Origin of the sequence: Pseudoalteromonas sp. CR1, from assembly GCF_019392235.1 — a bacterium.
Lineage (GTDB): Bacteria > Pseudomonadota > Gammaproteobacteria > Enterobacterales > Alteromonadaceae > Pseudoalteromonas.
Genome location: NZ_JAHXRM010000022.1, coordinates 1 through 26060 on the forward strand (window position 1 = coordinate 1; position 26060 = coordinate 26060).

The following is a 26060-nucleotide window of genomic DNA, read 5'->3' on the forward strand; positions in this document are numbered from 1 at the left end:
CATTTGCTATGTGAAAGTAGGACATTCTACTGCGTAGCGCACCGACTTCAAATACAAGAAAGCCCGATTCGAAAGAGCCGGGCTTTTTTAAGTCTATAGAAAAGTAAAATTAAGTATTTCTTTCTCTAAAGCGCAGCGTTTCTTAAGCGAAGCGCCTCTTTGTGAACAATGTTTTGGCTATCCAATGCATTGGCCATGATAGTAACCCATTCCACTGTGACCTTCCAACGCTGTGGGCACTTCTGCATTGCAAGGCTCCAAATAAGAAAAACCCGTTACAGCAATGTGACGGGTTGTTTGTTGTTTAAGGTTTTTCATGCCGAGCCCAGTAATCAAACGAAACAGCGAAAGGTGAATCTCCGCAAGGCTGTACTAACACAATAATGGTGTTGTTATTTTACAGCTTTATTTTCCCATGTAATTACTTAAGGAGCGTAATAATATAAAAAAAAATACTAGCGATTTAATAAAGCGTAGTGATTAATATGTACTTGCTATAAAAGTAAGTTTTTGTAGATTTTGTTTAACTTTACTTGTTAATAAGCCTTATGGGCTTTATGCTCTTCTTTCGTTAACGCTTTTACTCATTCAGGGTCTTCTATGCCTTTCTCCTTACTTATTGATGACTCATCTTCTTTAATAGAGTTTACTCGTATTTATCTTGCTTTGTTTTATACCTTTGTAGCTGGTTTTTATACATTTAGAATTATTTATGTGACACGTACTTCTAAAGAAAGCATTGTTTTTCCTGGAGTTAAGTATTGTGCAAGTTGGTGGAATCACACTGCGTTTAAGTTTTTTAGGGCGTTAATATGGTTTATTTGTGTATTGCGGGTGTTTATACCATCGCTTGATAATTACCTAGGTGTTTTTACTGGTCTGAATGGCTGGCCTGGCGTTATGTTTGGTAATGCGCTGCTTACAGCTGGGTTTGCTTTGTCAATGATAGTTCATTTTAATATGGCCTCACTATGGCGCTCAGGAGTTGATCCAAACGGTCCACGGATACTAAAAACAAAAGGACTCTATCAGTTTTCAAGAAACCCTATGTATTTGGGTATTGTAGCAGCTCAAGTAGGGTTTTTCTTAGCATTACCGAGTATATTTAGTTTGGTATGTTTAATAGTTGGAGTTGTAGCTATTCACAGGCAAACATTGGTAGAAGAAAAGCATTTATCCGAGAGCTTTACTGCTGAGTATAAGCAATATTCGCAGCTTGTACCCCGCTGGTTTTAGAGAGTGCTTATTTATCGATAAAATATTTAACAAATTCTTGTCTTGATACAGGCTTTGAAAAAAAGTATCCTTGGATGTAGTCACAATTTAACTGTTTCAGTAACAAATATTGTTTTTGATCTTCTACGCCTTCAGCAACGACTTCTACATTTAAGTTATGAGCCATTGTAATAATAGCTTTTACCAGAGCAATGCTGTTTTCATTTGTTTCTATGTCTTGTATAAACGAGCGATCAATTTTTAGTATGTCGATATCTAGCCGTTGTAAATAAGCCAGTGATGAATACCCTACACCAAAGTCATCAATAGCAACATCTATCTGAAATTCACTTAGGTGCTTTAACTGTCTTTTAAACTCTGCGTCAGTACCCATTAAAGTATTCTCTGTTACTTCAATTAAAATTGAGTGAGCGGGTAAGTTATATTGCTTACTAGCCTGTATCCATCCACCAACCCATTCTCCTGAACGATCAATTTCAAGTGGTGAGGTATTGACGCTTACTTGGATCAGCTTATTTGAAAGTGTATTAAATAAAATACAGTCTTGTATTGCTTGAGACTCAACCCATTTACCAATATCAGTTATTAATCCATTTTTTTCTGCTATGGGTATGTAGAAAGTAAAATCAGGGGATAATCTACAGCTCAATGTTAAACATTACGTGGTACAACATCCTCACTGATTTTAGAGCTTGGAGATAGCTAATCATCCAAAGCCTCAAGATACAGGTGGTCAATAAAATTTGGCCACAGTTTTAGAATCTTGATATCTAACCTCAGATTTATTTGGCGCTATACCCTCGTTCTGTACTTAGGTTATTAAAAGGTTGCCAAGTGGCGACTATATCAACCCCGTTAGTTGTTGTTTCACCCTCTGAGACAATATCAAGGTCAACACGGGTTTGAGTAAGCGCAAATGCGGCTTGTTCAAATTGACCGAGTTGAAAAAAACGTATCGCGGGCAAAAACTGATTAGGATCGGTGTTAAATCTAATTGCAGCTATATTATCGGCATCGGTATGAAATGCAGAAAAGTCCACAGAGGTGTTTTCACTTTCAAAGCGGTAGCCCAACTCGTATGAAACATAATTTTCTGATTCAACGTTGTCGTTGCCATTGAGGAAAGTTGCAATCGCATATTCATCAATAGCTCTAATCCCAGCACTTCCTCCGAGCGCCTCTTCTACAACCGTGGCATTCACTTTATAGTCATCATTAAACTCTATAAGGGTTGGTGTACGAACACTTCTAGATATGGCTCCCCAAATTAGGTGGTTTTCTTGTGGCTTATAAATAACCCTAGCTGATGGTTGGTTTTCCCAACCAGTTAAGTCATTGTGATCGAGCCTAGTGCCAATAGTAAGGTCTAGAGAGTTAGGTATTACATTGTATTGAGCCTGAAGTAACCCGCCATACTGTTGTAGGTTGTTAAGGTTTTTATCACTGTCTAAAAATAGGCTCTCGTCAAAAGAGATATTGTTATACCTATAATTTAGCCCCCAATCTAGCTGCAAAGAGTTATATAAAAAGTTCATTTGGTAGTCTATGTCTATAGATTCAAAATTTTCTTTTATATAGGTCTGATTACCACTTTGTTTCAACCACGATATCTGCAACATTTGATTGGCATCTGGTGATATTCTATTTTCAAGGCGCGCCATAACACGCGAATCTGTGCGTGATAAGTCATCCGAAAATAAAACGTTTTTATTAGTTGCGTCAATGACTCCACGAAAGTTTTGGCCAAGGTTTGAGTGAGTAACGTCGCCTTGAACCAATGCCGACCAATCATCGCTAGGTGTAAAGTCAGTACGAAAGCCAAAAGAATGTTGTTTTGCTGTGTCGGTAGGCTCTAACGAAATTCCTTTTTTTGATTCATTGGCATTTTTTACATGGCCATGAATACGATAGCTTCCTTTATTAGCTAAATCGTTACCATAGCGTACATTGGTATTAATGTTTATTTGATTACCCGTAGTAGCATTTGCATAGGCCCCACGGGTATCAATACTGTTTTTAGTAATAATATTGATAACACCATTATTTGCATTTGTGCCCCACAATAAGCCGCCTTGACCGCGAATAACTTCTATTCGTTCTATATCATAAAGTGGGACGTTAAGTGTTTCCCAGTAGACAGCAGCAAATTTAGGTGTATATAAGCTTTGCCCATCCACCATAACTAAAAGTTTACTTGAAAATCGAGAAGCAACACCGCGCGAAGAAATTGCCCATTGGTTATTATCAAGTTGCCTAACTATAAGACCTGGCACCATTTTTAGCGCTTCAGGTACTGAGTTTGCACCCGACTTATATATTTGTTCTTTGCTTAATACATAGATTGACGAGGCGGTATTAAATGCAGACTGTGCTCGCTTCATTGCAGACGTTACTTACACATCCATTTCCATTAATGCGCTAAGGTTTAGCTCTGTGTCTTCAAAAGGGTCTGCAATCACAAGCGGCGATAATAATAAAAATGGCCATAGTGATTGATACGAAAATTTCACTAAGGATCTCCTACCTAGTCAAAGATTATATAAGCGAGGTTGCTTTTTAAAACATTACATTAACATCGTAAAAGCTTTAAACATAGAAAATACGTTATCGTCATTAATAAAAATCGAGACTACTTTTATTCGTATATCATTAGCTCATATAGCAATTTTGGTTAAAATAACATCATTACTAAGTGTAGGTTTAAATGATTGATTATATATATTATCTTATAACGAAAGTATTAAGCCCATGTTTGATTGCTTTTTGCCACCTAAATCAGGTTGTTTCGCATAAAAATGCTTTGATAAATTAAAATGATGGTGATCCCTAATGGTGGCGTAATTAAATTTATTCTCAATAAAGCCTATCAATACTGGTTCAGGGTTAAAAAATAAATTAATCTTGCTGCATTTAACGATTATCAGAATATTATATGAGTTTTATTTTTTCTGCACTGCTAGCTAGTCTTCCTGTTTTACCTGAGCCCGTTGCAAACAATGCCGTAGCTAAGGTTACAGTACAAAACCAAAGCTACTTTTTAAGTTTTATGGGGCTGGGTAAAAACAAACAACATACCGATGTACACAACAAGGTATTTTCTCTTAAATTAGGTGAGGGCGCATGGCAGCAGCAAGCGAGTGTGCCTTCAAGTTTGCCACTAAAAGGGCGCTTAGCAAGTACTGCTGTGGGCTTAGGTGAATACGCCTATGTATTTGGTGGTTATACGGTAGATAGCGACCATACTGAAATTTCAAGTCCCGATGTTTACCGTTTTGATATAAAAAGCAATACATACAAACACCTTGCAAGCATGCCAGTACCGGTAGATGACAGTGTAGCGCTGAGCTACAAAGAGCGCTACATTTACCTGATTAGCGGCTGGCATAACGATGGTAACGTAAATTTAGTACAGGTATACGATACCCAAACCAACACATGGCAACAGGCATCACCTTTTTTAGGCGAGCCAGTATTTGGCCAGGCTGCTGCTATTAGTGGTAACACTATTGTTATATGCGATGGCGTTAAAACCCAAGCAAACCCAGATTCACGCCGCTCTTTTGCAGGTGTTGCGCAGTGTTTAAAAGGCACAATAGATGCTAACAATGTGCAAAAAATAGATTGGCGCACGTTACCTCATCCTACAGGTGAGTCGCATTACCGTATGGCTGCTACTAGCTACAATGGCAACATTTACATGATGGCTGGTTCTAACAACCCCTATAACTATAACGGCATTGGTTATGATAAAAAGCCAGCACCGGCAAGTAAACACGTGTGGTGTTTTAATATTGAGCAAAATTCATGGCAAGTTTTATCGCCTTTAGCCGGAGGCACTATGGATCACCGCGGGCTACTTGAGCACAACGGGGCTTTATATCGTGTTGGAGGTATGAACAACCAACAACAAGTAATAAGCGATGTAACAGGTTATGAGGTAGCAAAGTGAATACGCTTTATATTACAGGCGCAGGGGTAAGTGCTGCTAGTGGTATACCTACTTTTAGGGGCGAAGATGGCTTTTGGACTATAGGCAGTAAAAACTATACGCCTATGGAAATGGCCACGCGTGCTATGTATCAAAACAATCCGCACGAGTTTTTAGCCTGGTATTACAACCGCTTTGCAACGTATCGTAACCATGGCCCTAACGACGTACACCACTGGCTTAGCGATAAAAACTTAATAACCCAAAATATAGATGGGCTTGATGGCAAAGCGGGTAATAAAAATTACATTGCTATACATGGCAGGCTCGATCAAATGACGTTATTTCATGAACAAGGCGAAGCAGTTAAACCGCTAATGACCCCATGGGATAGCGTAGACGAAAGCCGCCTGCATGACTCTCTTTTTGAGCTATTTAATATTCAAAACCAAACGCCTGAGTTAAACCATTCATTTAAGCCCTTTGTTTTATTATTTGATGAATACTACACCGAGCTTTACAGAATATCCGAAGCACAGCAGCGTATGCTCAATGCCGATAAAATTGTATTTATAGGCACCTCATTTAGTGTCAATATCACTCAAATGGCAATTGAAATAGCTCGTACTTACAGCATACCTATTGAGGTGGTAGATCCTAATCCCGCGCATGTTTTACACCCAAATGTAAGCTATAAAAAAATGACTGCACTTGAGTATATCCAGCATTGCTAATTTATTTATGTAATTTAAAACTTACAAATAAATACATAAAAATATGCGTTTTGTTAACCCCAGTGATACATGTTGTTTTATAATGAAACTGTAAACCGAAATCGTTTAAAATAACATGACCTAAGAGAGTTACATGAGTGATTTAACTGCAATAGCCAATTTATCAATATTATTAGTAGAGCCGTCAGAGGTTCAGCAAAAACTGATAATCAAATCACTAACTCAATGTGGTGTAACGCAAGTAGAAACTGCAAGTAATCAAGCGCAAACGTTAGCATTGCTAGAAAAGTATCACCCAGATTTAGTTATTAGTAGCATGTACCTAGCCGATGGTACTGCAGATTCTCTGTTACAAAATATTCGCTCAAATCCGCGCACAGAAAGCCAAGCGTTTATGTTAATCTCGAGCGAAAGAAATAAAAAATACCTTGAGCAATTAAGGCAGTCGGGCGTATTAGCTATTTTACCTAAACCATTCAGTGCAGATGCAATTACACGCGCATTAAAAGCAACGCTCGATATAATTACAGAAGAAGAGGTAGAACTAGAGCACTTTGATGTCACACTTTTACGTGTACTTGTTGTTGATGATAGTCGTTTTGCGCGCAAGCATATTATTCGTGTGCTTGCTGGTATGGGAATTCCAGCCCCGGTTGAAGCAGAAGATGGTAAACAAGCAATTGAAAAACTTAACGAGCAGTCGTTCGACTTGATTGTTACCGACTATAACATGCCGGAAATGGATGGGCGTGAGTTAACCGAAACAGTACGTGGCTCAAATGCTTACTCGCATATTCCTATTTTAATGGTGAGCTCAGAGGCAAACGACACCCATCTAGCTAATATTGCGCAAGCGGGCGTTGATGCCATTTGTGATAAACCGTTTGAACCCGCAACAGTGCGAGATTTACTCTTTAAAATAATGTCGTGATAGACATTTTTTCATCACATGTATTTAAAATGAGTGCAAAAATAACAGCACTCGTTTTTAAATACTTTTACATTTTCCCTAATCTATAAATAAGCAGCGCTGTTTTAGCGGTGTTTTTATTTAAACTGGTTAAATCGGCGGTTTCGTTTTTAGTGTGCGCGCCACTTCCCATTAGTCCTAGGCCATCAAGCGCCATATCAACATGGTTTGCAGCAAACGAAATATCAGCAGCGCCGGCATTACGAGGGTTTGCAGCCACCACTTTGTTATAACCTAAGTCTTGGCTTGCTTGGCTATACAGTGCAAGCAGCTTTGTATTACCCTCGGTGAGTCCCATTGGTGGGTAGCCGTCTTCAAAAATAAGTTCGGCTTGGCTGCCATTTAAGCTTTTAGCCACTATTTGCTGCATCACTTTTTTAGCGCCCTCGACCTGCTTTGGCGAAAGCGCTCGTAAATCACCCGCTACATGCACGGTTTGTGCAATTACATTACTTTTACCAAACGCCGTGGCTGACGAGTTAGCACTGTTGTACTGTGCATCAGTGCCACCGACAATAAGCCCCGGGTTAAAGGTTAAATTAGGTTGCGTGGCAAGTTGCTCTCTAAAGTCATTTAGAATACGCGACGCCTCGTAAATAGCGCCATAGCCCACATTGTCACTAAATATTTGCGATGAATGTGCAGCATTGGCCGTTACATTTAATGTCCAGCCAGTATAACCACGGCGCGCTGCCATCGCGGTTTTAATATTGTTATCGCCATTTTCATAGCCAAGCGCTACATCTGCCCATATTGCGCCATCAACAATGGCCTGTTTAGATAAGCTAAGTGGGCGACCGCTGCTTTCCTCATCGCCGGTAAGCAGTACTTTTACGCTTACGTTTTCAAGTAAATTAAGGGCTTGTAAGCTTTTAAGGGCGGTAATTATAATGGTATTGCCGCCTTTCATATCGGCTACACCCGGGCCACTCGCGGTGTTCTCATCAATTTGTTTATAGGTAGTAAAGTTATCGTGTTTGGCAAACACAGTATCAAGGTGGCCGATCATCAGTATTTTTATTGCCTCGGGGTTTTTACTCTCATGCGTAGCGAGTACATGCCCTGCACGGTTAAACGCACTGCCATCTAACCAGTCAACCTTAAAACCAATCGCTTTTAATTGCTCGCTTGCCAGCGCGCCTACCTTTTTTACGCCTTCAATATTAAGTGAGCCGCTATTAATATTTACCGCTTGTTCTATTTCTTTAAGCGCTTGCGGCATGTTTTTATCGACCTGTTTTACTATTTCACGCTCGTTTTTATTAAGCGCCGCATGGCTTGTAAGCGGTAGGGTACTCGCAAGGATAAATATAAGTGCTTGGCTAAATTTTAAAAGTGACATAACAGCCTAATAATTGGAGAATAGTTCAGCTAATATGAAGTAAAAATACAGAGTATTCAATAGGGGAAGCAGAAGAGGGAGTAGCAAACTTTAATAGTAACTTAGCGCGAGATAGAGATATCATAATATTTATAAATGGTAATCACCTACTGTATTTGCTAATAATAAAGGATTGTTACTTTGGGGGAGGGTTATCCGTTCTCCGAACTACGTTTATTAGCTGTCAAGGAGGATAAATTGGCAAAATTAAGAGTTTTTGTTTCGTCTACTTGTTACGATCTGGGAGTGGTACGCTCAGAACTTCGCCCATTTATAAAATCACTTGGGCATGAACCAGTAATGAGTGATTATGCTGATATCTTGTACGACCCAAGATCTCATACTCATGATAGTTGCATAAAGGAAGTACCAAACTGCGATATGGTTGTCCTAATTATAGGCTCGAGGTTTGGAGGTACGGGTATACCATCTATATTAGAAAACTTCGACTTTGAACACTTGAAAAGTACCTCTTCAAAAGCAGAGCTACTAGAGTCTAAAGATAAATTGTCGATTACACAGCTTGAAATACTAAAAGCAGCTGAACATTCAATTCCTATATATGCATTTGTTGATGAGAAAGTTTTTCATGATCATCATGTTTATGAAAAGAATAAAGGGAAGCCTGAGGTTATTGATGCAATAGAGTTCCCTTCGATACAAAAGAAAGAAACAGCAAAATATATTTTTGAATTCATAAACTACCTTACACACCGGACTCATAATAACAGTATCTTACCTTTTTCTAGGCTTGATGAGATAAAGGATAATCTTGTTGGTCAATGGTCACAACTTTTCCAAAGGTTGTTATCTGAACACCGAAATAGGGAAGTTGAGTCTAGGCGTTATAGAGATTTTTCTGAAAGACTAGAAGATTTGAAGTCAGTAGTAATGGCATCTATCGCGACTCCTGATCTTAGAGATACTGCTAGGGGAGCTATTCGTTATAGGCATTTGCTTACCTTTCTTTCTTCATTGCCGGCCTCAAATATTAAGGAGCTCTTAACATCAGACTTGTCATGGACAGCTCTTCTGAAAGAGTTTGGAATCACTGGCATCAGGCAGGTTGAGAGTGATGAACGGATGAGACCAGAATTATTCTTAATCAAGACAGATGGTACATTTTATAAGTGTCGATATCATTTTGGAATTATGGAAGAAATACAGACAGATTGGGGAAGCTTTATACAAATTGATCAAGAAAGCCGTAAAGCGATTATTGATGTGACCCTAGAAGATCGAGATAGTAGAAGATACAGACCTGTGGCTCACGTTAATAAGCAATTTGAAGAGTATTTAGAAGAGATATATTTACAACAAAAGTTGGAACTAGATGAAGGCAAGCTTTAACAGGACTTTGCTTTTTGCATCTTTTGTTGATTGAAATTATGCTATTTCACCTTTCTATTTCATTAAATACAAACAACCATCAGGTTTAACGCATTAGCATTAAACCTGACAGCTCAAACTCAACCAATCAACGTTAGTTAGTTGGCATTAAATATATTTCGCGTACGCTGTTGCGCTGGTTTGCTTCTATTGCAAACAATACCGCGTCGGCTACATCTTGTGGGTCGAGTTTGTCGGGCTTAGCTTCATCAAAAAATGGGGTATTTACCATGCCAGGGGCTATGGTGGTACAGCGGCCATTCCACTCGCTCATTTCCTCAGCTAAGTTTTGCCCAAACCCGTAAGCAAACCATTTGGTTGCACCGTAAATAGAGCCTCTAATAGGCTTACGACCAGCGGCTGAGCTGGTTAATATAAAGTGACCTTTGTTTTGGCGTAAATGTGGCAGTGTTGCTTTTGCCGTCCACAGCAGAGCTTTAATGTTTATGTCTATCATGGTTGACCATTCATCGGGGTCGCCTTTTTCGGTGCCTGCGGTTGAAACGCCCATACCTGCATTGGCAAATGCGGCATCTAGTCGGCCAAATTTTTCGAGCCCTTTTGTTACTACGTTTTCAAGCTCGGTAAAGTCGGTGGCATCTGCAGGTACACTCAGTGCGTTATCTTCACCTAATAATTGTACTAATTTAGTTAATTTGTCTTCGCTTCTGGCTGTAAGTATTACTTTGTGGCCGTTATTAACCAGTGTTTTAGCAGTTGCTTCACCTATGCCACTAGAAGCACCTGTAATGAGGACTATTTTTTCTTTCGCCATGATTATTTCTCCTATGTTTACATATTCAAAATGATAAGAACGGTTTAACTAATACGTGCTGTTTACTGTAACAGTATAGGGTTAACAGGGCTTGAATGGAGAAGCCTGTTTATCTTTTGAGGTTGAGGTTGAGGTTGAGTTTGCATCAGAGTGCTTGGTATTTGGGCAAGGGGCATAAACACAGAACGATTAAACCTTTATTGGGTAGAAGCAATTTTAATTCTGAAAGGTCAGGCCCCATTAATTGGTTGGCCTTAGGTGTATTTCTCTGATGTTATTACGCTGGTTTGCTTCAAGTGCAAAGAGTACGGCGTAGGCAACATCTTGTGGGTATAATTTGTCGGGCCTTGCTTCATCGGTAAATGGGGTATTTACAGCACCTGGGGTTATGGTGGTACAGCGCCCACCCCATTCGCTCATTTCTGCTGCTAGGTTTTGGCCAAAGCCATAAGTAAACCACTTACTTGCACCATATATTGAGCCTTTAACAGCTCTGCGGCCAGTCGCTGAGCTGGTTATAATAAAATGGCCTTTGGTTATTCGTAAATGGGGCAGGGCAAGCTTAGCGCTCCACAGCAGGGCGTTTATGTTTATATCAAGCATAGTTGCCCATTCGTCGGGGTCGCCTTTTTCTATTCCTAATGTGTTTAGCCCTTTACCTGCGTTTGCAAATGTAGCGTCTAAGCGGCCAAATTTGTTAAGCCCTTTTGTTACTGCGTTTTTAAGCTCGTTAAAATTGGTTGCATCTGCCGGTACGCTGAGTGCGTTATCTTCACCTAATTCTTTAACTAATTTTGTTAGTTTGTCTTCGCTTCTGGCGGTAAGTATGACTTTGTGGCCGTTATTAACCAGCGTTTTGGCGGTTGCTTTGCCAATACCGCTAGAGGCACCTGTAATGAGGATTACTTTTTTGTTCGCCATGGTTATTTCTCCTATGTGAGCCTATTCAAAATGAGGAAAGTATTTACGGTAACTTGTGTACTAACACTAACAGTGTGTGGTTAACCTAAATTGAATAGTAACGTCAGAGAAACATAGCTTTTATTTAATGCTTTAATTTAATACAAAAACAATAGGTATAACTAATTTATAGCTATATACTCGCGCGGTTTTTTAGCCATTAAGGCTAAATTGTGGGTTTAGCGCATTTAGCTTTGCTCATTTTTAAATTGTGCTGAGTGTCAGCCGTTTTTGGAATATGTATGAAAGATAAACTTATTGTGTTTTGGCAAAGCCATTCAGAAACTATCATCACTTTAGGTTACAAAGTGGTATTAGCGTTGGCTATTTTAGTTGCGAGTGCGCTTATTGCGCGCTCGATTAAAAAAGCGATTAAAAACTCTAAGTCGCCATTAAAAAAAGTAGACGAAACGCTACTGCCGCTTCTATCGAGCATTGCAGGGTATTTAGTTTACATAATTGCTGGGCTGTTTATTTTAGATATTTTTGGCGTTAATACGGCAAGTTTAATAGCGCTAATGGGCGCGGCGGGTTTAGCGATTGGTTTGGCGCTTAAAAATACATTAAGTAATATTGCCGCTGGCATTATGTTACTAATACTTAGGCCATTTAAAATAGGCGACTTTGTAGATGCGAGCGGCACGCTTGGCACAGTAAAAGAAATAAACTTATTTACGACCATTTTTAAAACCACCGACGGCCTTTATATCGCATCGCCTAACGGTAAAGTATGGGGCGGCAACATTAAAAACTTTACCCGTAACGGTAAAAGGCGCATGGATATAGTGGTGGGAATTTCGTACGCCGACTCTATTGATGTAGGTTTAAATGTACTTAAAGAACTCGCCGAATCAGAAGGCCGACTACTTGCAGAGCCTGCACCTAAAGTAATGGTTACCTCAATAGGCGAAAGTGCGGTGAACATTCAATTACGTGCATGGACGGTAAACGGCGATTACTGGCAAACTGTGTGGGATTTAAATAAACGCGTCAAAGAAGCTATAGAAGGTGCAGGGCTGAGTATTCCGTTTCCGCAGCGTACTTTGCATATATCTGAGTCGATGGCATCGGCAGTAACGGTTAATAAAGATATTTAAACACTATTAGCATAAATAAAAATAGCGAGCCAAGGCTCGCTATTTTTGTATTAGCCTTTGTGTTGGCTGAGGTATTAACCTTCTAATTGAAAGTCGTATACTGAGCCTAAGTTAAGCAGCTGGGTTAGTTCATCCAGTGCTTGGTAGCTTTCGGTAAGGAGGGCTGAGTCGGCAAAGTCGCTTGCACCTAGCTTATCGCGGTAGTTACGCTTTGCCCAGTCACAAAGCTGAGTGTATTTAGTATCGGTTAAAATAACCTCTGGGTTTATCGCAGAAAGTTCTTGCTCGTTAAGAGCTACACGTAAACGCAAGCAGGCAGGACCGCCACCATTTTGCATGCTTTGGCGCAGGTCAAAAAACTGTACTTGGTTTACTGGGTTATCGGCCATAATCATTTCTTCAATGTAGGCATTTACTGCACTATTACGTTGGCACTCTTGGGGGGCAACTAACAGCATTGAACCATCATCTAAGCTTACTAATTGGCTATTAAATAAGTAACTGCTTACTGCATCGCTAATGCTTACTTTATCGGTAGGTACTTCAATTATGTATAGCTGTTTGCTGCCGGTGTAGGCATCGCGAATTTCTTGCAGGGCATCTTGTTGGTTTAAAAATGCTTGCTGGTGGCAAAGTAATACATTTGCGTTGCCAACGGCAATTACATCGTTATGAAACACACCTTGGTCTATTACGTCCGGGTTTTGCTGAAGCAAAATTTGGCTCGATTCTTTTAAGTTATGCAATCGGCAAATGGCTTCTGAGGCTTCGAGTGTTTGTCTTGCAGGAAACTTAACAGGTTTAGGTAATTGGCTGTTAAAGGCGCTAGCGCCAAATACAAACATTTCTAGGCCTTGCTCACCATGGCTGTCGCAAAAACGGGTGTGATTTGCAGCGCCTTCGTCGCCAAAAAAGCCTTGATCAGGTAAATGAGTATGGTGTGTAAAATAACTATCGTTATTAAACATGGCTTTTAATAAGCGGGTAGTTGTAGCAGGCTCTAGCGAGCGATGAAATTTATTATTTAAATTAGCCGACGTAAAATGCACTTTGCCATCGAGTGTATCTGGAGAAGGTGAAACAGTTGCTGCATTGGCGGTCCACATTGCAGAGGCCGAATAACATGCACGTAATAAAATAGGGTCGGCTTTAAATGCTTTATGAATGACTTGTGCGTCGTTACCGGTAAAGCCTAAACGACGAAGCACGTTTAAATCAGGGCGTGCGTGAGGTGCAAACACACCTTGTGTTAGGCCTTTATCGTGCATGGCTTTCATTTTTTCTAGGCCCTGTAATACGGCCTCTTGCGGGTTTGAAAAGCTTGTCGCGTTATTTAATGAGGCAACATTACCATACGATAAACCGGCATAGTTATGGGTTGGGCCCACTAATCCATCAAAATTCACTTCTAAGGCGCGCATACTTTTTCCAAAAATAATTAATATATAACAACAATACAACGCAATAGCTGCGCTTGCAAAGCGTATAGTCAGTGGTTTTAAATATTTAATTTAATACGTTGTATTTAGTAGGAAGGTTTTATTTTATAGGCAGGGTATAAAATTAAATAATGTACAAAAATGCAGTTGGGCTTATTTACACAGCTTACGCTGCGTTTTTGTACATTACCGTGTTACTTAACATAGGCACGTTCTTTGTCGGCAGTAGTATGTGTATTGGTTGGCTCGTTTACCTGCCAAACGCTAATGTCTAAACGCCACAAAAGATAAAGGGTATGGTAAAAACTGATCATGGTTATTCCTTATTGAATCACTAAACACGTGTTTAATTAAGGAAGAATTGTGCCAATGTTAAGTTGAATATTTTATGAATATAAATCAGCTATTTAATTTATTTGCTTTATTTTGTGCAATTAAACTAGCACCAAAATAGGTAAAAATAGTCAATATTTGCACTTTTTTGGATCATAAAAACAACTCAGCCCTGCAAAAAGTAAGCGGGGCTGGTTGAAGTAAAATACAAGCATAAGCGTGTTTAACGACCAACTTGCCCTTTTACTATTGGTTTGAACGACATGACTTTAAATTTACCGTGGCTCTCGTTTTGACCATTATTTAATACTGGCGAATGATGTAGGTCGTTAACGGTAAAATATATTTTATGATCGGCGCCATAACTAAAGCCATCTGGCCAGCTTAAGCGCTCGTCTTTAAATAATACCTGGTATTTACCACTTGGTTTTACTACGCCAATTGCGCCGTTGGTTATGTCGGTAACATACACATTGCCGCCGCCATCAACAATAATACCGTCTGAAATGGGTTTAGTGCCGTAACGCGTTACTTTACTCTCAAGGGTGCTTGCGCTCAGGCTTTTATTGTTAATATCGCTTGTGGCAATACGGTAAACCGACGTGCCAGACATAGAGCCAAAGTAAAGCCACTGTTCGCTTGGGTCGAGTGTGATTGGGTTTACGCCTAAACGAGCTGGCTGTCCGCCTAGTTTCATGGTGCGCCCTTCAATGACCATATCGATGTTTTCGGCTGTGGTGTATTGGCTATTTTGTAATACTCTGCGCGCCTCACCAGTTTTTAAATTTACGGTAATAATAGCGGCTTGGCTGCCTTGTGCGGTGTCGGCAATGTATACAACACCGTGTTTATTATCGATGACTAAATCGTTTAAAAACGAGGTGTCGGTAATGGTGGGTTTAGCTAAGTAAATTATTTTATGCAGCTGCTCTTTATGGGTATCCCATCCGACTAAACGACCAGCATGATCAGGGCCTGATGTATCAAGCATCCATAACACGCCATCGGCTGATACATTTATGCCCAGTACATCGTAAAACCCTTTGCCGTTATTATACGCGTATGCCCATTCTTCATTAGGGTACGGTTGGATGGTGCCATCGCTTAATAGCTCCATAATTTTTTGTTTTTGGCCGTAAAAACCATGTACCGACAAAAACTTACGACCCGATGGCGTAATAGCAATGTTACCCGGTGGGTGTTGCGCGACGAAAGTGGCGACTGTTTTTAAATCAGCATTTTGATTAGCGGTATTAGCAAACACACTGCTGGTTAAAAACGCGGTGCTGCAGGCTGCAACTAAAAGTATTTTTTTAATCTCGATCATGTTTAAAAGCCTTCTAAAACAAGTTTACCGCGTGATGTGTGCGATTCTAAAATTTGGTGCGCTTTATATAAATTAGCGGCGTTTATTGGGCCTAAATTTTGCCCAAGTGTGGTTTTGAGCGTACCTGAGTCTATAAGCTCACTAATTTCATTAAGTAAGGTGTGCTGCGCTGTTATATCGGCGGTAGTAAATAGCGAGCGGGTAAACATAAACTCCCAATGTACCGATATACACTTACGCTTAAATTTTAAAATATCGAACGATGTAGGGTCGTCTATTAGCGCAAATTTACCTTGGGGTTTAATACACTCCACTATTTGGTCTTGGTATTGGTCGGTATGGGTTAAGCCAATAACGTAATCAAACTCAGCTAAACCCAGCTCTTTGCGCTGCTCGTTTAAGTTTTTAGAATGATCGAGCACGTGATCGGCTCCTAACTCTTTAAGCCAAGTTACGCTTTGCTCGCGTGATGCAGTACCTACTACGTTTAGCCCAGTAAGCTGCTTGGCAAGCTGTACTAAAATAGAGCCAACGCCACCTGCGGCGCCAATAACTAAAATAGATTGCTGAGTATTTTGCTTATTTTTAGGCACTTGCAGGCGATCAAACAGCATTTCGTAGGCGGTAATGCTGGTTAGCGGCAGCGCTGCTGCTTGTGCGTCGGTTAATGTTTTAGGCGCACGGCCTACAATACGCTCGTCGACTAATTGAAATTGCGCATTACTGCCTTGGCGCGATAAATCGCCGGCGTAAAATACACGATCCCCCACATTAAATAACGATACCGACTCGCCAATGGCTTTTACAATACCTACGCCGTCCCAGCCTAATACTTTGTAGCCTTGCTCTGGCGCTACATTGGCACGTATTTTTGTATCTACAGGGTTTACCGAAATAGCATTTACTTCAATAAGTAGGTCGTGCCCGGTAGCGGTTGGGGTATCGAGTTCAATTGCTTGTATAGAGCTGGGTGTAAGCGTTTTAGAGTTTTTGGTGTAGCCAAATGCTTTCATGTGCGTTCCTGATGATTTTAACTAAGTATTTTTAACTTATAAGCACTATAGCTCAGTTGAAAAATAGAAAAAGACATGAAAAACTAAAGCACTTTCAAATTTTAATTGAAAATATGCGATCATTTAACGATATTCAAACTTTTATAGATGTAGCTAGTTGCGCCAGTATTTCTGAAGCCGCACGGCAAAACGCGCAAACACCAGCGGCGGTAAGTGCCGCTATTAAACGCCTAGAAAAAGATTTAGGAAACGTGCTGTTTATTCGCTCTACCCGCAGCTTACGATTAAGTGTGGCAGGGGAGCAGTTTTTAAGTTACGCCAAAGATTCACTTTCGCTTATTCAACAAGGTGTAGCCGCAGTGCAAACTGCAGTAGGCGAAGTAACAGGGACGCTACAGGTATCGGCCCCCTGCGATTTAGGGCGAAATAAACTAAGTGAATGGCTCAATGAGTTTTTAGCGCAATATCCGCATGTAAAACTTAAACTGCATTTAAGTGACGAAGTAAGCGACATTTACAGCCAATCAATTGATATTGCGCTTCGCTTTGGCGTACCAAAAGATTCGCAGTTAATTGCAGCGCCGCTTTTTTTAAATAATGCGCGTATTTTAGTGGCCTCTCCTGAATATGTAGTAAACAATGGATTACTTACACACCCCCTTAATTTAACGCAGCATACCACCATTACCTTTATGCGTTTTGGTGAAGTGTTTAAAGAGTGGCGATTTTATAAAAATGGCGCGGTGCAAAAAGTGCAGCTAAATTGCCAACACATAGTAAACGATGGCGAAATGGTTAGGCGCTGGGCGCTAGAGGGCAAAGGCATTGCGTATAAGTCGTACTTGGATGTAATTGATAATTTAGCAAGCGGGCAACTCGTTCATTTATGCCCAGAGTGGCAAAGCGATCCGCTACCGCTTTATATGATGTACGCTGACCGGCGCCAAATGACCCCGGTGATCAGCGCATTCAGGGCGTTTATTCAACAAAAAATAACCGCGTTAGTTGGCTAACTCATCATCGCTTTTAGTATGTAAATCGTTTACTACTAAATCAAGTAGTTGCATAAGCTGTTTGGCTTGTGTGGGGTCTACACTTTCAAACTTACATAGTATATTTTTTGGAATATCAGCGGCGTCGTTTTTAAGGGCTTGCCCACTGTGGGTAAGCTGAATTAGGCGTTTACGCTTGTCGTGTTCGTCTTTAATAACAGCTAGCAGAGACTTTTCGGTCATTTTTTTGAGTATTTGGGTCATAGCGCCGCCATCAATAGCGGTTTTATCTATTAGCTGCGCGATGGTTATTTCGTCTTGCTCCCACAGCGCCATCATTACTACATACTGCGGATACGTTAAATTAAGTGCAGCTAAAGGCTCACGGTAAGCGCGTGCAATGCTATTTGATGCCATATATAGCCTATGACACAGCTGATTTTTTAATTTTAATTGCTCAAACGACATACCTAACTCCCAACGCGATAATACCTTTAACTCAAAAAAACATTTTAATTTGCATGCAAAGTATTTGCAATCTCTAATTACTTACCCTATTATTTTGCATGCAAAATAAATTAATTGATAAACTTTGGAGTTCACTATGAATGTATTACAAAACGTTGCCTACACAGCAAAAGCAACTGCAACCGGTGGCCGTGAAGGTGTAGCTAAATCTGACGATGGCCGTTTAGATGTGAAGCTATCAACCCCAAAAGGGCTAGGTGGTGATGACGGACAAGGCACTAACCCAGAGCAGCTATTTGCAGCAGGTTATGCAGCGTGTTTTATTGGCGCACTAAAATTTGTAGCAGGTAGCGAAAAAATTGCGCTACCAAGTGATACACACATTAATTCTGAAGTATCTATTGGCGCAATTGAAGGCGGTTTTGGCATTGCAGTTAAATTAGCGGTATCACTAGGTGATATGGATAAAGCAGCAGCGCAAGAGCTGGTAAATAAAGCACACCAAGTATGCCCATACTCAAACGCTACACGCGGGAATATTGAGGTGGAACTTTCGGTTATTTAGTTAACTGATTACTTAGCATTGTAATAGCCCAGGGGTTTTGCCACTGGGCTTTTTTTGTGCGTTGCAATTTAGCTGAGTTTCCACGCTTATAAATAAATATACGAAAAATCGTATATTCACTATTTCATATATTCTTGTTTTGTTTTATTGTATGCACACTAACTAAACGAGGATGCTATGGAACAACTCAACCCACTACAATTTTACAAGTGCTTAGCCGACGATACGCGCTTAAAAGCCATGTTATTAATTAGCCATGAGCAAGAGCTATGTGTGTGTGAGCTTGTTGCTGCGCTTGAACTTAGCCAACCTAAAGTATCGCGCCATTTAGCGCAGCTTAGGCAATGTGGCTTATTGAGCGACCGTAAGCAAAATCAATGGGTGTACTACAGCATTAATAAAGCCCTGCCAGAGTGGTCTCTTAGCGTAATAACACAAACACGAAACGAAAATTCTTCGTTTTATAACGACGATTTAAATCGACTCAATGCAATGGGTAATCGCCCAGAGCGTGCAGCAAGCTGCTGTTAATTAAGCAAATTGATATAACTTTACGAAAGGTATTTATTATGACAATTAAAGTAGGTATTAACGGCTTTGGCCGTATGGGACGTTTAACACTGCGCGCGGCATTAGAATGGCCAGAAGTAGAATTTATTAAAGTAAACGATATTGCTGGTGATGCTAAAACACATGCCCATTTATTAGAGTTTGACTCAGTGCATGGGCGTTTAGCGCACAGCGTAACAGCAAACGAACATAGCTTTAGTGTGGGTAAACACACTATTGCGGTTACCAATAACAAAACTATTAACGACACCGATTGGTCTGATTGCGATGTAGTAATAGAAGCCAGCGGTAAAATGAAAACCACTGAGTTGTTAAATCAATACTTAGCACAAGGTGTTAAGCGCGTTGTGGTAACCGCACCAGTAAAAGAAGACGGCATTTTAAATGTGGTTATGGGCGTTAATGATAATTTATATAACCCAGATGAGCACAAAATTGTTACAGCGGCTTCGTGTACGACTAACTGTTTAGCGCCTATTGTAAAAGTACTACAAGAAAAAGTAGGCATTAAGCACGGCTCAATGACCACTATTCACGATATTACCAATACCCAAACTATTATTGATGCGCCACATAAAGACTTACGCCGTGCTCGTTCGTGCGGGACAAGTTTAATACCCACCACAACAGGTAGCGCAACAGCTATTACGCATATATTCCCTGAGCTAAAAGGTAAGTTAAATGGCCACGCCGTGCGCGTACCGTTAACTAACGCATCAATTACCGACTGTGTATTTGAGCTTGAGCGTGGTGTAACTGCAACTGAGGTAAATGAATGGTTTGCTCAGGCGTCTAAAAACGAGCTTGCAGGTGTATTAGGCTACGAAGAAAAACCGCTGGTATCGATTGATTACAAAACCGATCCACGTAGTAGCATTATTGATGCACTCTCTACCATGGTTATTAATAATACACAGCTTAAATTATACGCTTGGTACGATAACGAATGGGGCTACGCTAATCGTACCGCCGAGCTTATGCTTAAAGTTGCTAAAAGCGACTTGGTTTAACCATTTATAAGGTTTAAAGGGCTTTAACCATGTTTGAGCAGCTTGCTAATTTACCTACAGCAATAAAACAGTATTTAATTATTACCGGTAATTATTGGGCATTTACCTTAACCGATGGGGCACTGCGTATGCTGGTGGTGCTGCATTTTCATCAGTTAGGGTATGGTGCGTTGGCTATTGCCATGCTGTTTTTGTTTTACGAAATTTTTGGTGTGATCACCAATTTAGTGGGCGGTTGGTTAGGTGTCAAACTTGGGTTAAATAAAACTATGAATATAGGCTTAGGGCTGCAAATTGTTGCCTTAGGCATGCTGTGTGTACCGGGTGATTGGCTCACAGTTGCGTATGTCATGGTAGCGCAAGCACTAAGTGGTATTGCAAAAGACTTAAATAAAATGAGCGCCAAAAGCGCGATTAAGTATTTAGTTCCTCAAGGCGACAGCGGGCAAGCGCAATTATATAAATGGGTTGCTATTTTAACGGGGTCTAAAAACGCACTTAAAGGCGTAGGCTTTTTTTTAGGTGGCTTGCTATTAAGTTTATTTGGGTTTATTGGCGCTTTAGTTGGGCTTATTGTATTACTCAGCATAGCGTGGGTAATAAGTTTAGTGTTTTTAAAAGGCGACATGGGTAAAGCTAAAACTAAACCTAAGTTTAAAGAGTTATTTTCAAAATCTCGTGCAATTAATTTACTCAGTGCAGCGCGTTTGTGCTTATTTGCAGCGCGTGATGTGTGGTTTGTGGTTGCATTACCGGTTTATTTAGCGGCTCAGTTTAAGTGGGATCATTGGTGGGTAAGTGGGTTTATGGCAACGTGGGTTATTGCTTACGGACTAGTGCAATCTCAGGCACCACGTATTACAGGACACAGCCAATCTCATAAACAAGCAAGTGCCACTGCATATTGGTGGGTGGTGTTACTGAGCATGGTTACTTTAGTATTAGCCGTTTTAATGCAACTTAACTTAGCGGTACACATAACCTTAATAGTTGGGCTACTTATTTTTGGGGCTGTGTTTGCAATTAACTCATCGCTACACAGCTTTTTAATTGTAAGTTTTGCTAAAGACGATGGGGTGTCGTTAGATGTGGGCTTTTATTACATGGCCAATGCAATGGGGCGTTTATTAGGGACTGTGTTGTCTGGTTGGGTATTCCAAGTTTATGGATTAAGTGCCTGTTTGTGGGTGAGTGTGGTGCTATTACTAAGTGCCTCAGTGACGACTGCTTTTTTAGCCAAGCGTTAAAACTCAACGTATTGTATTAAATTAAATTTTGTTAACGGTTATCGATAGCTTGATTAATAAAATCGTCTAAACTGTATTTGTAGTTTAAACAAAGGGCGGGTCAATGCGAGAAATATCGTTAGCAAAAAAACTACTGTGGATTACAGTAGGCAGTATATTTATAACAGTTTTGGTGCTTTCTAGTGTTTTGTGGTGGCAGCTATCATCAAGCAACGATGAGCTATCAACCCAGTCAGAAAAATACATAGTAGCAGAGGTTGAAGAAAAGCTAAGTGCTAATGCGGCTGTATATGGTGAAAGAATTGCAGGGTTTATTAACGAGGCATACCGTGTCCCTTTTTCTCTCGCTGCCATATTAAGTGGCACGGCGGGTAATGATGCACTTAGTCGCGAATCCGTTGTTAATCTTAATCAATCCATATTAAATAATAATGAATCGCTTTCTTCCATCTACTCCCAGTTTGAAGTAAACGGTTATGATTCTAAAGATACTCAATTTACAAGCGGCTACAGTCACTCTGTTGATGGTGCTGGTACACTCGAAATTTATTTTACGCGTAGTAAAGCAGGCGTGGTTGAGCAGCAAGTTGTAGACGACCCTGCCGAAAAATATTTCACTAAGCTTAATGAATTTGGCCTGCGAGAGTCTGAATGGTATTTGTGTGCTAAAGACAACGTTAAGCCCTGTATTATGGAACCCTACCTATACGAAATTACGCCAGGCAACTCAGAAATGATGACGTCTCTTACGGTTCCTATTGTCAAAGATGGTCGGTTTGTTGGTATATCTGGCGTTGATTTAACGTTACCGGTTTTTCAAGAGTTAACAGAGCAGCTTTCAAAAGAGCTTTATAATGGTCAAGCTAAGGTAACATTGTTAAGTGATTTTGGTTTAATAGTAGGCAGTAGCCACTACAAAACCAAGCTTGGCCGACCTTACAAAGAAGCCATGTCATCCACGATTACCAGTAAAGTTGAAAAGGTACGAGGTGAAAACAATCTTTTAAAAGCGGATGACACTTACCTGGTTAATTACCCCATAAATATAAAGCTTGCAGACACTCAGTGGTCGCTTATTATTGAAGTACCTGCAAATTTAGCACTGGCTGGCCCACAAGCTTTGAGCGAAAATATGCAAAGCACCGCAGCAGCATTGGGCACTATTATTTTAGTAACCGGCTTAATTATTGCGGGTGTTGCTTTTGTAGTTATGAAATTTGTTGTAGCAGGTGTTATTGCCCCACTTGAACAAATACAAGAACGCGTTGATAACCTAGCCAGTTCAGAAGGCGACTTAACACACACCTTACATGTAGACAGCCATGCCGAACTAATTGCACTGGCTGGTGGTTTTAACCGCTTTTTAACCAAATTACGCGACCTAATTGCTGAGCTTAAAGCCGTATCAGATCAGACTAAGCAACAAGGCGAAATTGCCCAGCATATAGCCATCGACACAAAACATAATGTGCAGGCGCAGTTTAAAGAAATAGAAAGCGTTGTTACCGCTATGAACGAAATGAGCGCAACGGCACTTGAAGTCGCAAGAGCGTCTGAGCAATCGGCGCAGCAAGCTGACGAAATAAACGGCTTAGTGGTAAGCAGTGAGTCGAGCTTGTCGTCGGCTATGACGCAAGTTAAAACCATGTCAGAAGAAATAAAAGAGGCAAACCAAGCGGTTGAAAAAGTAGCCACGCGCAGTAAAGACATAACGCAAATTTTAGATGTGATCAGAACTATTTCAGAGCAAACTAACCTACTGGCACTAAATGCAGCCATTGAAGCTGCACGTGCTGGCGAACACGGCCGAGGTTTTGCCGTTGTTGCTGATGAAGTACGAGCACTTGCCTCTAAAACCCGTTCATCTACCGATGACATTAGCAACCTTATAGACAGCCTACTGCATGAGGTTGGCAATGCTTCCACTGTAATAGAAAAAGGCGTTGTAAGAGCACAAAACGCGGTTGACGAAACCTCTGTTGCCTTTGACGCGTTGCACAGTGTGGTTGTAAAAGTGGATGAAATAACCAATCAAATTACGCATATTGCAACAGCCGCTGAAGAGCAAAGCCTAGTAACAGAGGAAATAAACCGTAATTTAACGCTTATTTCTGATGCAGCTTCTCAGTTGTCTGGTTTATCTTCGCAGGCTGGCGACAGCAGCGAAGTTCTCAATAAGCTAGTTGCTCAACAAGATAGCGAACTCAATAAGTTAAAAACCTAACAGGTACATAATTCCTAAAAATAAAAAACGGCGGTAATTACATTACCGCCGTTTTTTTTGCCATTAATTGAGCTAAAGGGTTTAGAGCGTTTTCATAATTTTAAACATTTGATCGATCATAGGTTGTGCAAGCTCCTCAACACCCGGGCGGTTAAAATAGCCGCGTAGGCCTGTAAATTGCACTTTAAAAAAGCGGGCGTAGTCTTTTGGGCTAACCTCGCCTTTTAGCTCTTCACGCGCAATGGCTTGTGCAAATAAATCGCTTAAATAGGCTTCAAATTTATCTGATAAATCAAGGCTCAATGAATACAAACAGCTGTCTTCGTCGGCAAATTCGCAATTTGCTTTTACCAACATACAAATAGCGCTCGGGGCATTTTTTTTATCTTTAATAATCACGTTTTCAACAAACGTTTGTAAACCGCCAATAATAGTAGGTGACGCCAATAAACAGGCTTTTATTTGGTCTTCTATTTGAACGGTATAATTTTTTAAAGACTCAATATAAAGCCCTTCCTTTGATCCAAACGCAGAATAAATACTGCCTGGGCGCATATTAATTGCATCTTGTAGATCACGAGTAGAAGTGGCGTTAAACCCCTTTTCCCAAAATAGCTGACTGGCAAGGCGAACAACCTTCTCGCGCTCAAACTTTACTTTATTGACCATGCTGTTTCTCAATTAATTTGAACATTCGCTCAATTTTAACTTGAGCAATCGCTCAAAATCAAATAGTATGTATTTTGACGTTACATAAACAACTCATTTTTGGAGCTAACAATGGCAGAATTTACTTTATACACAGCAGAAAACGCACCTGAAGAATCAAAACCTTTATTAGCCGATTCAGTTGCTGCATTTGGCATGCTACCTAATTTACATGCAGTAATGGCTGAAGCACCAACGCTATTAAAAGGTTACCAAGTACTGCACGACTTATTTCAAAAAACATCGTTTAACGCAGAAGAGCTAACAGTAGTATGGCAGTCAATTAACGTTGAGCATGAGTGTCATTACTGTGTGCCAGCGCACAGCGCAATTGCCGCTTCAATGAAAGTTGACCAAGGTATTGTTGATGCACTAGTAAACAAAACACCACTTGCAGATGCAAAACTAGAAACACTACGTGAAACAACACTGGCTATGACGCGCGAACGTGGCGTAATTAGCGATGAGCAAATTGAAAAGTTTTTTGCAGCCGGTTACGGCCAACAGCAACTACTAGAAATTATTGTAGGTTTATCGCAAAAGGTAATGAGCAACTACACTAACCATCTAGCAAATACGCCAGTGGACGAACCATTTAAAAAATTCGCAAAATAATCGTGTATTAATTAACAAAAAAGGCAGCGGGGCTGCCTTTTTTGTAATGTAAACAATGATAGCTATTTAAATTTAACGGCTTGATTGCTACGTGTATAAATACGTGACTCTGGTTTAGTCCATTCACCTTTTTTTAAGTAGGAGGTAGACACAACTAGCTTTCCATCTTTTAAATCACTGGTCGACTTCACTTTAGTAATACCTTCTTTGCTACCAGTAACCTCTTCGTAAGCAACAAACTGCGTAGGGCTGAGTACTTTTATAGTGCCTTTTGTGTAAAAACCGGCTGTTGTAAAATAATAAAAAACCAATGACTCTTTTTTACTATCGTAAAAAATCATCGACTCGCCACCATATTCACCCTCATTAATAGAGTGCTTTGTTCTTATTGCCTTACCATTGAGTGCACGCTCCCATAAGCCCACGTCTTGAACCGGTTTAGCGCCTGGTGCAACATCAAAATCAGCCTGCCACGACCCTAAATAAGGCTGAAATACACTGAGGTGTTTATCAAGTTTAAGTGGTTGTTCTTTTGCGTGGGTTGTAAAAGCTAAAAAGCATAAAGTAAAAAGGAGCGCTTTAAAATATGTCATAATTATTCTCTTATTATTTGAACTGATACAGACCAGTATAGGCGATAATTACTTGATAAAGAAAACCTTAATAATTCTATCCTTATTTTTTATATTCATAACATGGGTTGCACATTTTAAATGGGGCATAACTATTTTTGCGCCTACTTATATAACGGTTATTAGTGCCATAACATTTATTATGTATGCGTGGGATAAACAAAAAGCTAAGCAGTCGGTAAATAAAAAAGTAAGCCGCACGAGCGAACGAACTCTTCATTTATTAGCACTATGTGGAGGGTGGCCAGGGGCGTTAATTGCTCAGCAATTATTGCGTCATAAATCACAAAAAAAGCGTTTTATAACGGTACTTTGGGTGTGCATTTTATTAAATATAGTTTTATATTTTTTTGCTTTAGAGTTTCTTGGGTATTTGGAAATGGCTAAGTTAAGCCTTTAACCCCCTCCCCCACTGAGAAACAACTGAATCAGTGGGGAGGTGATTGA

26 protein-coding genes are annotated in these 26060 nt (G+C 40.2%); 14 read left to right on the top strand and 12 right to left on the bottom strand.

Annotated features, from left to right (window positions below; translation table 11 throughout):
* Nucleotides 1-125 precede the first annotated feature (125 nt).
* A complete protein-coding gene (locus KZZ04_RS21295; RefSeq protein ID WP_257903653.1) occupies nucleotides 126-248 on the bottom strand; it encodes a hypothetical protein in 123 nt (40 codons plus the stop codon).
* Between the two features lie 352 nt (nucleotides 249-600).
* Here KZZ04_RS21295 and KZZ04_RS16430 point away from each other — a divergent pair, with 352 nt between their 5' ends.
* Nucleotides 601-1236, top strand: coding sequence for an isoprenylcysteine carboxylmethyltransferase family protein (locus KZZ04_RS16430; RefSeq protein WP_219423272.1), 636 nt, complete (start codon nucleotides 601-603; stop codon nucleotides 1234-1236).
* Between the two features lie 7 nt (nucleotides 1237-1243).
* On the opposite strand, the gene KZZ04_RS16435 is transcribed toward KZZ04_RS16430, so the two are convergent.
* Together KZZ04_RS16435 and KZZ04_RS16440 are read right to left on the bottom strand one after the other, a co-directional pair.
* Entirely contained in the window at nucleotides 1244-1885 is a 642-nt protein-coding gene (locus KZZ04_RS16435; protein WP_257903654.1) for an EAL domain-containing protein, read from the bottom strand.
* 133 nt (nucleotides 1886-2018) lie between these two features.
* Nucleotides 2019-3617: a TonB-dependent siderophore receptor gene (locus KZZ04_RS16440; RefSeq protein ID WP_257903655.1), complete on the bottom strand. Its 1599-nt coding sequence runs from the start codon at nucleotides 3615-3617 to the stop codon at nucleotides 2019-2021.
* A 551-nt stretch (nucleotides 3618-4168) separates the two neighbouring features.
* Between KZZ04_RS16440 and KZZ04_RS16445 the strand changes: the two genes are divergently transcribed.
* The 3 genes from KZZ04_RS16445 to KZZ04_RS16455 all read left to right on the top strand — a co-directional run bounded on the left by KZZ04_RS16445 (nucleotide 4169) and on the right by KZZ04_RS16455 (nucleotide 6829).
* The gene (locus KZZ04_RS16445; RefSeq protein WP_219423274.1) at nucleotides 4169-5185 is read left to right on the top strand and encodes a kelch repeat-containing protein; all 1017 of its coding nucleotides are present in this window, start codon (nucleotides 4169-4171) and stop codon (nucleotides 5183-5185) included.
* Nucleotides 5182-5898, top strand: coding sequence for a Sir2 family NAD-dependent protein deacetylase (locus KZZ04_RS16450; RefSeq protein ID WP_219423276.1), 717 nt, complete (start codon nucleotides 5182-5184; stop codon nucleotides 5896-5898). Before KZZ04_RS16445 ends, KZZ04_RS16450 begins: the two co-directional genes overlap by 4 nt.
* A gap of 133 nt (nucleotides 5899-6031) precedes the next feature.
* Nucleotides 6032-6829: a response regulator gene (locus KZZ04_RS16455; protein ID WP_138529647.1), complete on the top strand. Its 798-nt coding sequence runs from the start codon at nucleotides 6032-6034 to the stop codon at nucleotides 6827-6829.
* 67 nt (nucleotides 6830-6896) lie between these two features.
* On the opposite strand, the gene KZZ04_RS16460 is transcribed toward KZZ04_RS16455, so the two are convergent.
* Nucleotides 6897-8210 carry a M20/M25/M40 family metallo-hydrolase gene (locus KZZ04_RS16460; protein WP_219423278.1) on the bottom strand — a complete coding sequence of 438 codons (1314 nt, stop codon included), beginning with the start codon at nucleotides 8208-8210 and terminating at the stop codon, nucleotides 6897-6899.
* A 237-nt stretch (nucleotides 8211-8447) separates the two neighbouring features.
* On the opposite strand from KZZ04_RS16460, the gene KZZ04_RS16465 reads away from it, so the two are divergent.
* Nucleotides 8448-9599, top strand: a complete 1152-nt coding sequence (locus KZZ04_RS16465; RefSeq protein WP_219423280.1) for a DUF4062 domain-containing protein — start codon at nucleotides 8448-8450, stop codon at nucleotides 9597-9599.
* 133 nt (nucleotides 9600-9732) lie between these two features.
* Here the strand turns inward: KZZ04_RS16465 and KZZ04_RS16470 are convergent, their stop codons facing one another.
* Together KZZ04_RS16470 and KZZ04_RS16475 are read right to left on the bottom strand one after the other, a co-directional pair.
* A complete protein-coding gene (locus KZZ04_RS16470) occupies nucleotides 9733-10413 on the bottom strand; it encodes an SDR family oxidoreductase (RefSeq protein ID WP_219423282.1) in 681 nt (226 codons plus the stop codon).
* Between the two features lie 240 nt (nucleotides 10414-10653).
* Entirely contained in the window at nucleotides 10654-11334 is a 681-nt protein-coding gene (locus KZZ04_RS16475; RefSeq protein ID WP_219423283.1) for an SDR family oxidoreductase, read from the bottom strand.
* 281 nt (nucleotides 11335-11615) lie between these two features.
* Between KZZ04_RS16475 and KZZ04_RS16480 the strand changes: the two genes are divergently transcribed.
* Nucleotides 11616-12470 (top strand): mechanosensitive ion channel family protein, encoded by an 855-nt coding sequence (locus KZZ04_RS16480; protein WP_219423285.1) that lies wholly within the window; start codon nucleotides 11616-11618, stop codon nucleotides 12468-12470.
* A gap of 74 nt (nucleotides 12471-12544) precedes the next feature.
* Here the strand turns inward: KZZ04_RS16480 and astB are convergent, their stop codons facing one another.
* The 3 genes from astB to KZZ04_RS16495 all read right to left on the bottom strand — a co-directional run bounded on the left by astB (nucleotide 12545) and on the right by KZZ04_RS16495 (nucleotide 16582).
* Complete coding sequence (gene astB, locus KZZ04_RS16485; RefSeq protein ID WP_219423287.1) at nucleotides 12545-13891, bottom strand: N-succinylarginine dihydrolase; 1347 nt, start codon at nucleotides 13889-13891, stop codon at nucleotides 12545-12547.
* Between the two features lie 574 nt (nucleotides 13892-14465).
* The gene (locus KZZ04_RS16490; RefSeq protein ID WP_219423289.1) at nucleotides 14466-15569 is read right to left on the bottom strand and encodes an L-dopachrome tautomerase-related protein; all 1104 of its coding nucleotides are present in this window, start codon (nucleotides 15567-15569) and stop codon (nucleotides 14466-14468) included.
* 2 nt (nucleotides 15570-15571) lie between these two features.
* Complete coding sequence (locus KZZ04_RS16495) at nucleotides 15572-16582, bottom strand: zinc-binding alcohol dehydrogenase family protein (RefSeq protein ID WP_219423291.1); 1011 nt, start codon at nucleotides 16580-16582, stop codon at nucleotides 15572-15574.
* 113 nt (nucleotides 16583-16695) lie between these two features.
* Between KZZ04_RS16495 and KZZ04_RS16500 the strand changes: the two genes are divergently transcribed.
* Nucleotides 16696-17595 (top strand): LysR family transcriptional regulator, encoded by a 900-nt coding sequence (locus tag KZZ04_RS16500; protein WP_257903656.1) that lies wholly within the window; start codon nucleotides 16696-16698, stop codon nucleotides 17593-17595.
* Here KZZ04_RS16500 and KZZ04_RS16505 read toward each other — a convergent pair.
* Nucleotides 17584-18042 carry a MarR family winged helix-turn-helix transcriptional regulator gene (locus KZZ04_RS16505; RefSeq protein WP_219423295.1) on the bottom strand — a complete coding sequence of 153 codons (459 nt, stop codon included), beginning with the start codon at nucleotides 18040-18042 and terminating at the stop codon, nucleotides 17584-17586. The genes KZZ04_RS16500 and KZZ04_RS16505 overlap by 12 nt on opposite strands.
* A gap of 136 nt (nucleotides 18043-18178) precedes the next feature.
* Here KZZ04_RS16505 and KZZ04_RS16510 point away from each other — a divergent pair, with 136 nt between their 5' ends.
* The 5 genes from KZZ04_RS16510 to KZZ04_RS16530 all read left to right on the top strand — a co-directional run bounded on the left by KZZ04_RS16510 (nucleotide 18179) and on the right by KZZ04_RS16530 (nucleotide 23658).
* Complete coding sequence (locus KZZ04_RS16510; protein ID WP_058404760.1) at nucleotides 18179-18607, top strand: organic hydroperoxide resistance protein; 429 nt, start codon at nucleotides 18179-18181, stop codon at nucleotides 18605-18607.
* Between the two features lie 177 nt (nucleotides 18608-18784).
* Complete coding sequence (locus KZZ04_RS16515) at nucleotides 18785-19138, top strand: metalloregulator ArsR/SmtB family transcription factor (RefSeq protein WP_058404759.1); 354 nt, start codon at nucleotides 18785-18787, stop codon at nucleotides 19136-19138.
* Nucleotides 19139-19176: 38 nt separating this feature from the next.
* Nucleotides 19177-20187 carry an ArsJ-associated glyceraldehyde-3-phosphate dehydrogenase gene (locus KZZ04_RS16520; protein ID WP_219423297.1) on the top strand — a complete coding sequence of 337 codons (1011 nt, stop codon included), beginning with the start codon at nucleotides 19177-19179 and terminating at the stop codon, nucleotides 20185-20187.
* A 29-nt stretch (nucleotides 20188-20216) separates the two neighbouring features.
* On the top strand, nucleotides 20217-21434 hold the full coding sequence (gene arsJ / locus KZZ04_RS16525) for an organoarsenical effux MFS transporter ArsJ (protein ID WP_058404757.1): 1218 nt from the start codon (nucleotides 20217-20219) through the stop codon (nucleotides 21432-21434).
* Nucleotides 21435-21537: 103 nt separating this feature from the next.
* On the top strand, nucleotides 21538-23658 hold the full coding sequence (locus KZZ04_RS16530; RefSeq protein ID WP_219423299.1) for a methyl-accepting chemotaxis protein: 2121 nt from the start codon (nucleotides 21538-21540) through the stop codon (nucleotides 23656-23658).
* An 81-nt stretch (nucleotides 23659-23739) separates the two neighbouring features.
* Here KZZ04_RS16530 and KZZ04_RS16535 read toward each other — a convergent pair whose 3' ends face one another.
* Nucleotides 23740-24327 (bottom strand): TetR/AcrR family transcriptional regulator, encoded by a 588-nt coding sequence (locus tag KZZ04_RS16535; RefSeq protein WP_219423301.1) that lies wholly within the window; start codon nucleotides 24325-24327, stop codon nucleotides 23740-23742.
* A gap of 111 nt (nucleotides 24328-24438) precedes the next feature.
* Here KZZ04_RS16535 and KZZ04_RS16540 point away from each other — a divergent pair, with 111 nt between their 5' ends.
* Nucleotides 24439-24981: a carboxymuconolactone decarboxylase family protein gene (locus KZZ04_RS16540; protein ID WP_058404755.1), complete on the top strand. Its 543-nt coding sequence runs from the start codon at nucleotides 24439-24441 to the stop codon at nucleotides 24979-24981.
* A gap of 62 nt (nucleotides 24982-25043) precedes the next feature.
* On the opposite strand, the gene KZZ04_RS16545 is transcribed toward KZZ04_RS16540, so the two are convergent.
* Nucleotides 25044-25574, bottom strand: coding sequence for a hypothetical protein (locus KZZ04_RS16545; RefSeq protein ID WP_219423303.1), 531 nt, complete (start codon nucleotides 25572-25574; stop codon nucleotides 25044-25046).
* A 52-nt stretch (nucleotides 25575-25626) separates the two neighbouring features.
* Here KZZ04_RS16545 and KZZ04_RS16550 point away from each other — a divergent pair, with 52 nt between their 5' ends.
* Nucleotides 25627-26013, top strand: a complete 387-nt coding sequence (locus tag KZZ04_RS16550) for a DUF1294 domain-containing protein (RefSeq protein ID WP_219423305.1) — start codon at nucleotides 25627-25629, stop codon at nucleotides 26011-26013.
* Nucleotides 26014-26060: the final 47 nt, after the last annotated feature.

What these genes read in the sequence shown, in the direction of transcription:
- KZZ04_RS21295 (WP_257903653.1), bottom strand. Translation starts at nt 248, where the DNA reads ATGCAGAAGTGCCCACAGCGTTGGAAGGTCACAGTGGAATGGGTTACT.
- KZZ04_RS16430 (WP_219423272.1), top strand. Translation starts at nt 601, where the DNA reads ATGCCTTTCTCCTTACTTATTGATGACTCATCTTCTTTAATAGAGTTT.
- KZZ04_RS16540 (WP_058404755.1), top strand. Translation starts at nt 24,439, where the DNA reads ATGGCAGAATTTACTTTATACACAGCAGAAAACGCACCTGAAGAATCA.
- KZZ04_RS16445 (WP_219423274.1), top strand. Translation starts at nt 4,169, where the DNA reads ATGAGTTTTATTTTTTCTGCACTGCTAGCTAGTCTTCCTGTTTTACCT.
- KZZ04_RS16500 (WP_257903656.1), top strand. Translation starts at nt 16,696, where the DNA reads ATGCGATCATTTAACGATATTCAAACTTTTATAGATGTAGCTAGTTGC.
- astB (WP_219423287.1), bottom strand. Translation starts at nt 13,891, where the DNA reads ATGCGCGCCTTAGAAGTGAATTTTGATGGATTAGTGGGCCCAACCCAT.
- KZZ04_RS16510 (WP_058404760.1), top strand. Translation starts at nt 18,179, where the DNA reads ATGAATGTATTACAAAACGTTGCCTACACAGCAAAAGCAACTGCAACC.
- KZZ04_RS16515 (WP_058404759.1), top strand. Translation starts at nt 18,785, where the DNA reads ATGGAACAACTCAACCCACTACAATTTTACAAGTGCTTAGCCGACGAT.
- KZZ04_RS16535 (WP_219423301.1), bottom strand. Translation starts at nt 24,327, where the DNA reads ATGGTCAATAAAGTAAAGTTTGAGCGCGAGAAGGTTGTTCGCCTTGCC.
- KZZ04_RS16480 (WP_219423285.1), top strand. Translation starts at nt 11,616, where the DNA reads ATGAAAGATAAACTTATTGTGTTTTGGCAAAGCCATTCAGAAACTATC.
- KZZ04_RS16495 (WP_219423291.1), bottom strand. Translation starts at nt 16,582, where the DNA reads ATGAAAGCATTTGGCTACACCAAAAACTCTAAAACGCTTACACCCAGC.
- KZZ04_RS16475 (WP_219423283.1), bottom strand. Translation starts at nt 11,334, where the DNA reads ATGGCGAACAAAAAAGTAATCCTCATTACAGGTGCCTCTAGCGGTATT.
- KZZ04_RS16530 (WP_219423299.1), top strand. Translation starts at nt 21,538, where the DNA reads ATGCGAGAAATATCGTTAGCAAAAAAACTACTGTGGATTACAGTAGGC.
- arsJ (WP_058404757.1), top strand. Translation starts at nt 20,217, where the DNA reads ATGTTTGAGCAGCTTGCTAATTTACCTACAGCAATAAAACAGTATTTA.
- KZZ04_RS16490 (WP_219423289.1), bottom strand. Translation starts at nt 15,569, where the DNA reads ATGATCGAGATTAAAAAAATACTTTTAGTTGCAGCCTGCAGCACCGCG.
- KZZ04_RS16455 (WP_138529647.1), top strand. Translation starts at nt 6,032, where the DNA reads ATGAGTGATTTAACTGCAATAGCCAATTTATCAATATTATTAGTAGAG.
- KZZ04_RS16520 (WP_219423297.1), top strand. Translation starts at nt 19,177, where the DNA reads ATGACAATTAAAGTAGGTATTAACGGCTTTGGCCGTATGGGACGTTTA.
- KZZ04_RS16440 (WP_257903655.1), bottom strand. Translation starts at nt 3,617, where the DNA reads ATGAAGCGAGCACAGTCTGCATTTAATACCGCCTCGTCAATCTATGTA.
- KZZ04_RS16505 (WP_219423295.1), bottom strand. Translation starts at nt 18,042, where the DNA reads ATGTCGTTTGAGCAATTAAAATTAAAAAATCAGCTGTGTCATAGGCTA.
- KZZ04_RS16470 (WP_219423282.1), bottom strand. Translation starts at nt 10,413, where the DNA reads ATGGCGAAAGAAAAAATAGTCCTCATTACAGGTGCTTCTAGTGGCATA.
- KZZ04_RS16545 (WP_219423303.1), bottom strand. Translation starts at nt 25,574, where the DNA reads ATGACATATTTTAAAGCGCTCCTTTTTACTTTATGCTTTTTAGCTTTT.
- KZZ04_RS16460 (WP_219423278.1), bottom strand. Translation starts at nt 8,210, where the DNA reads ATGTCACTTTTAAAATTTAGCCAAGCACTTATATTTATCCTTGCGAGT.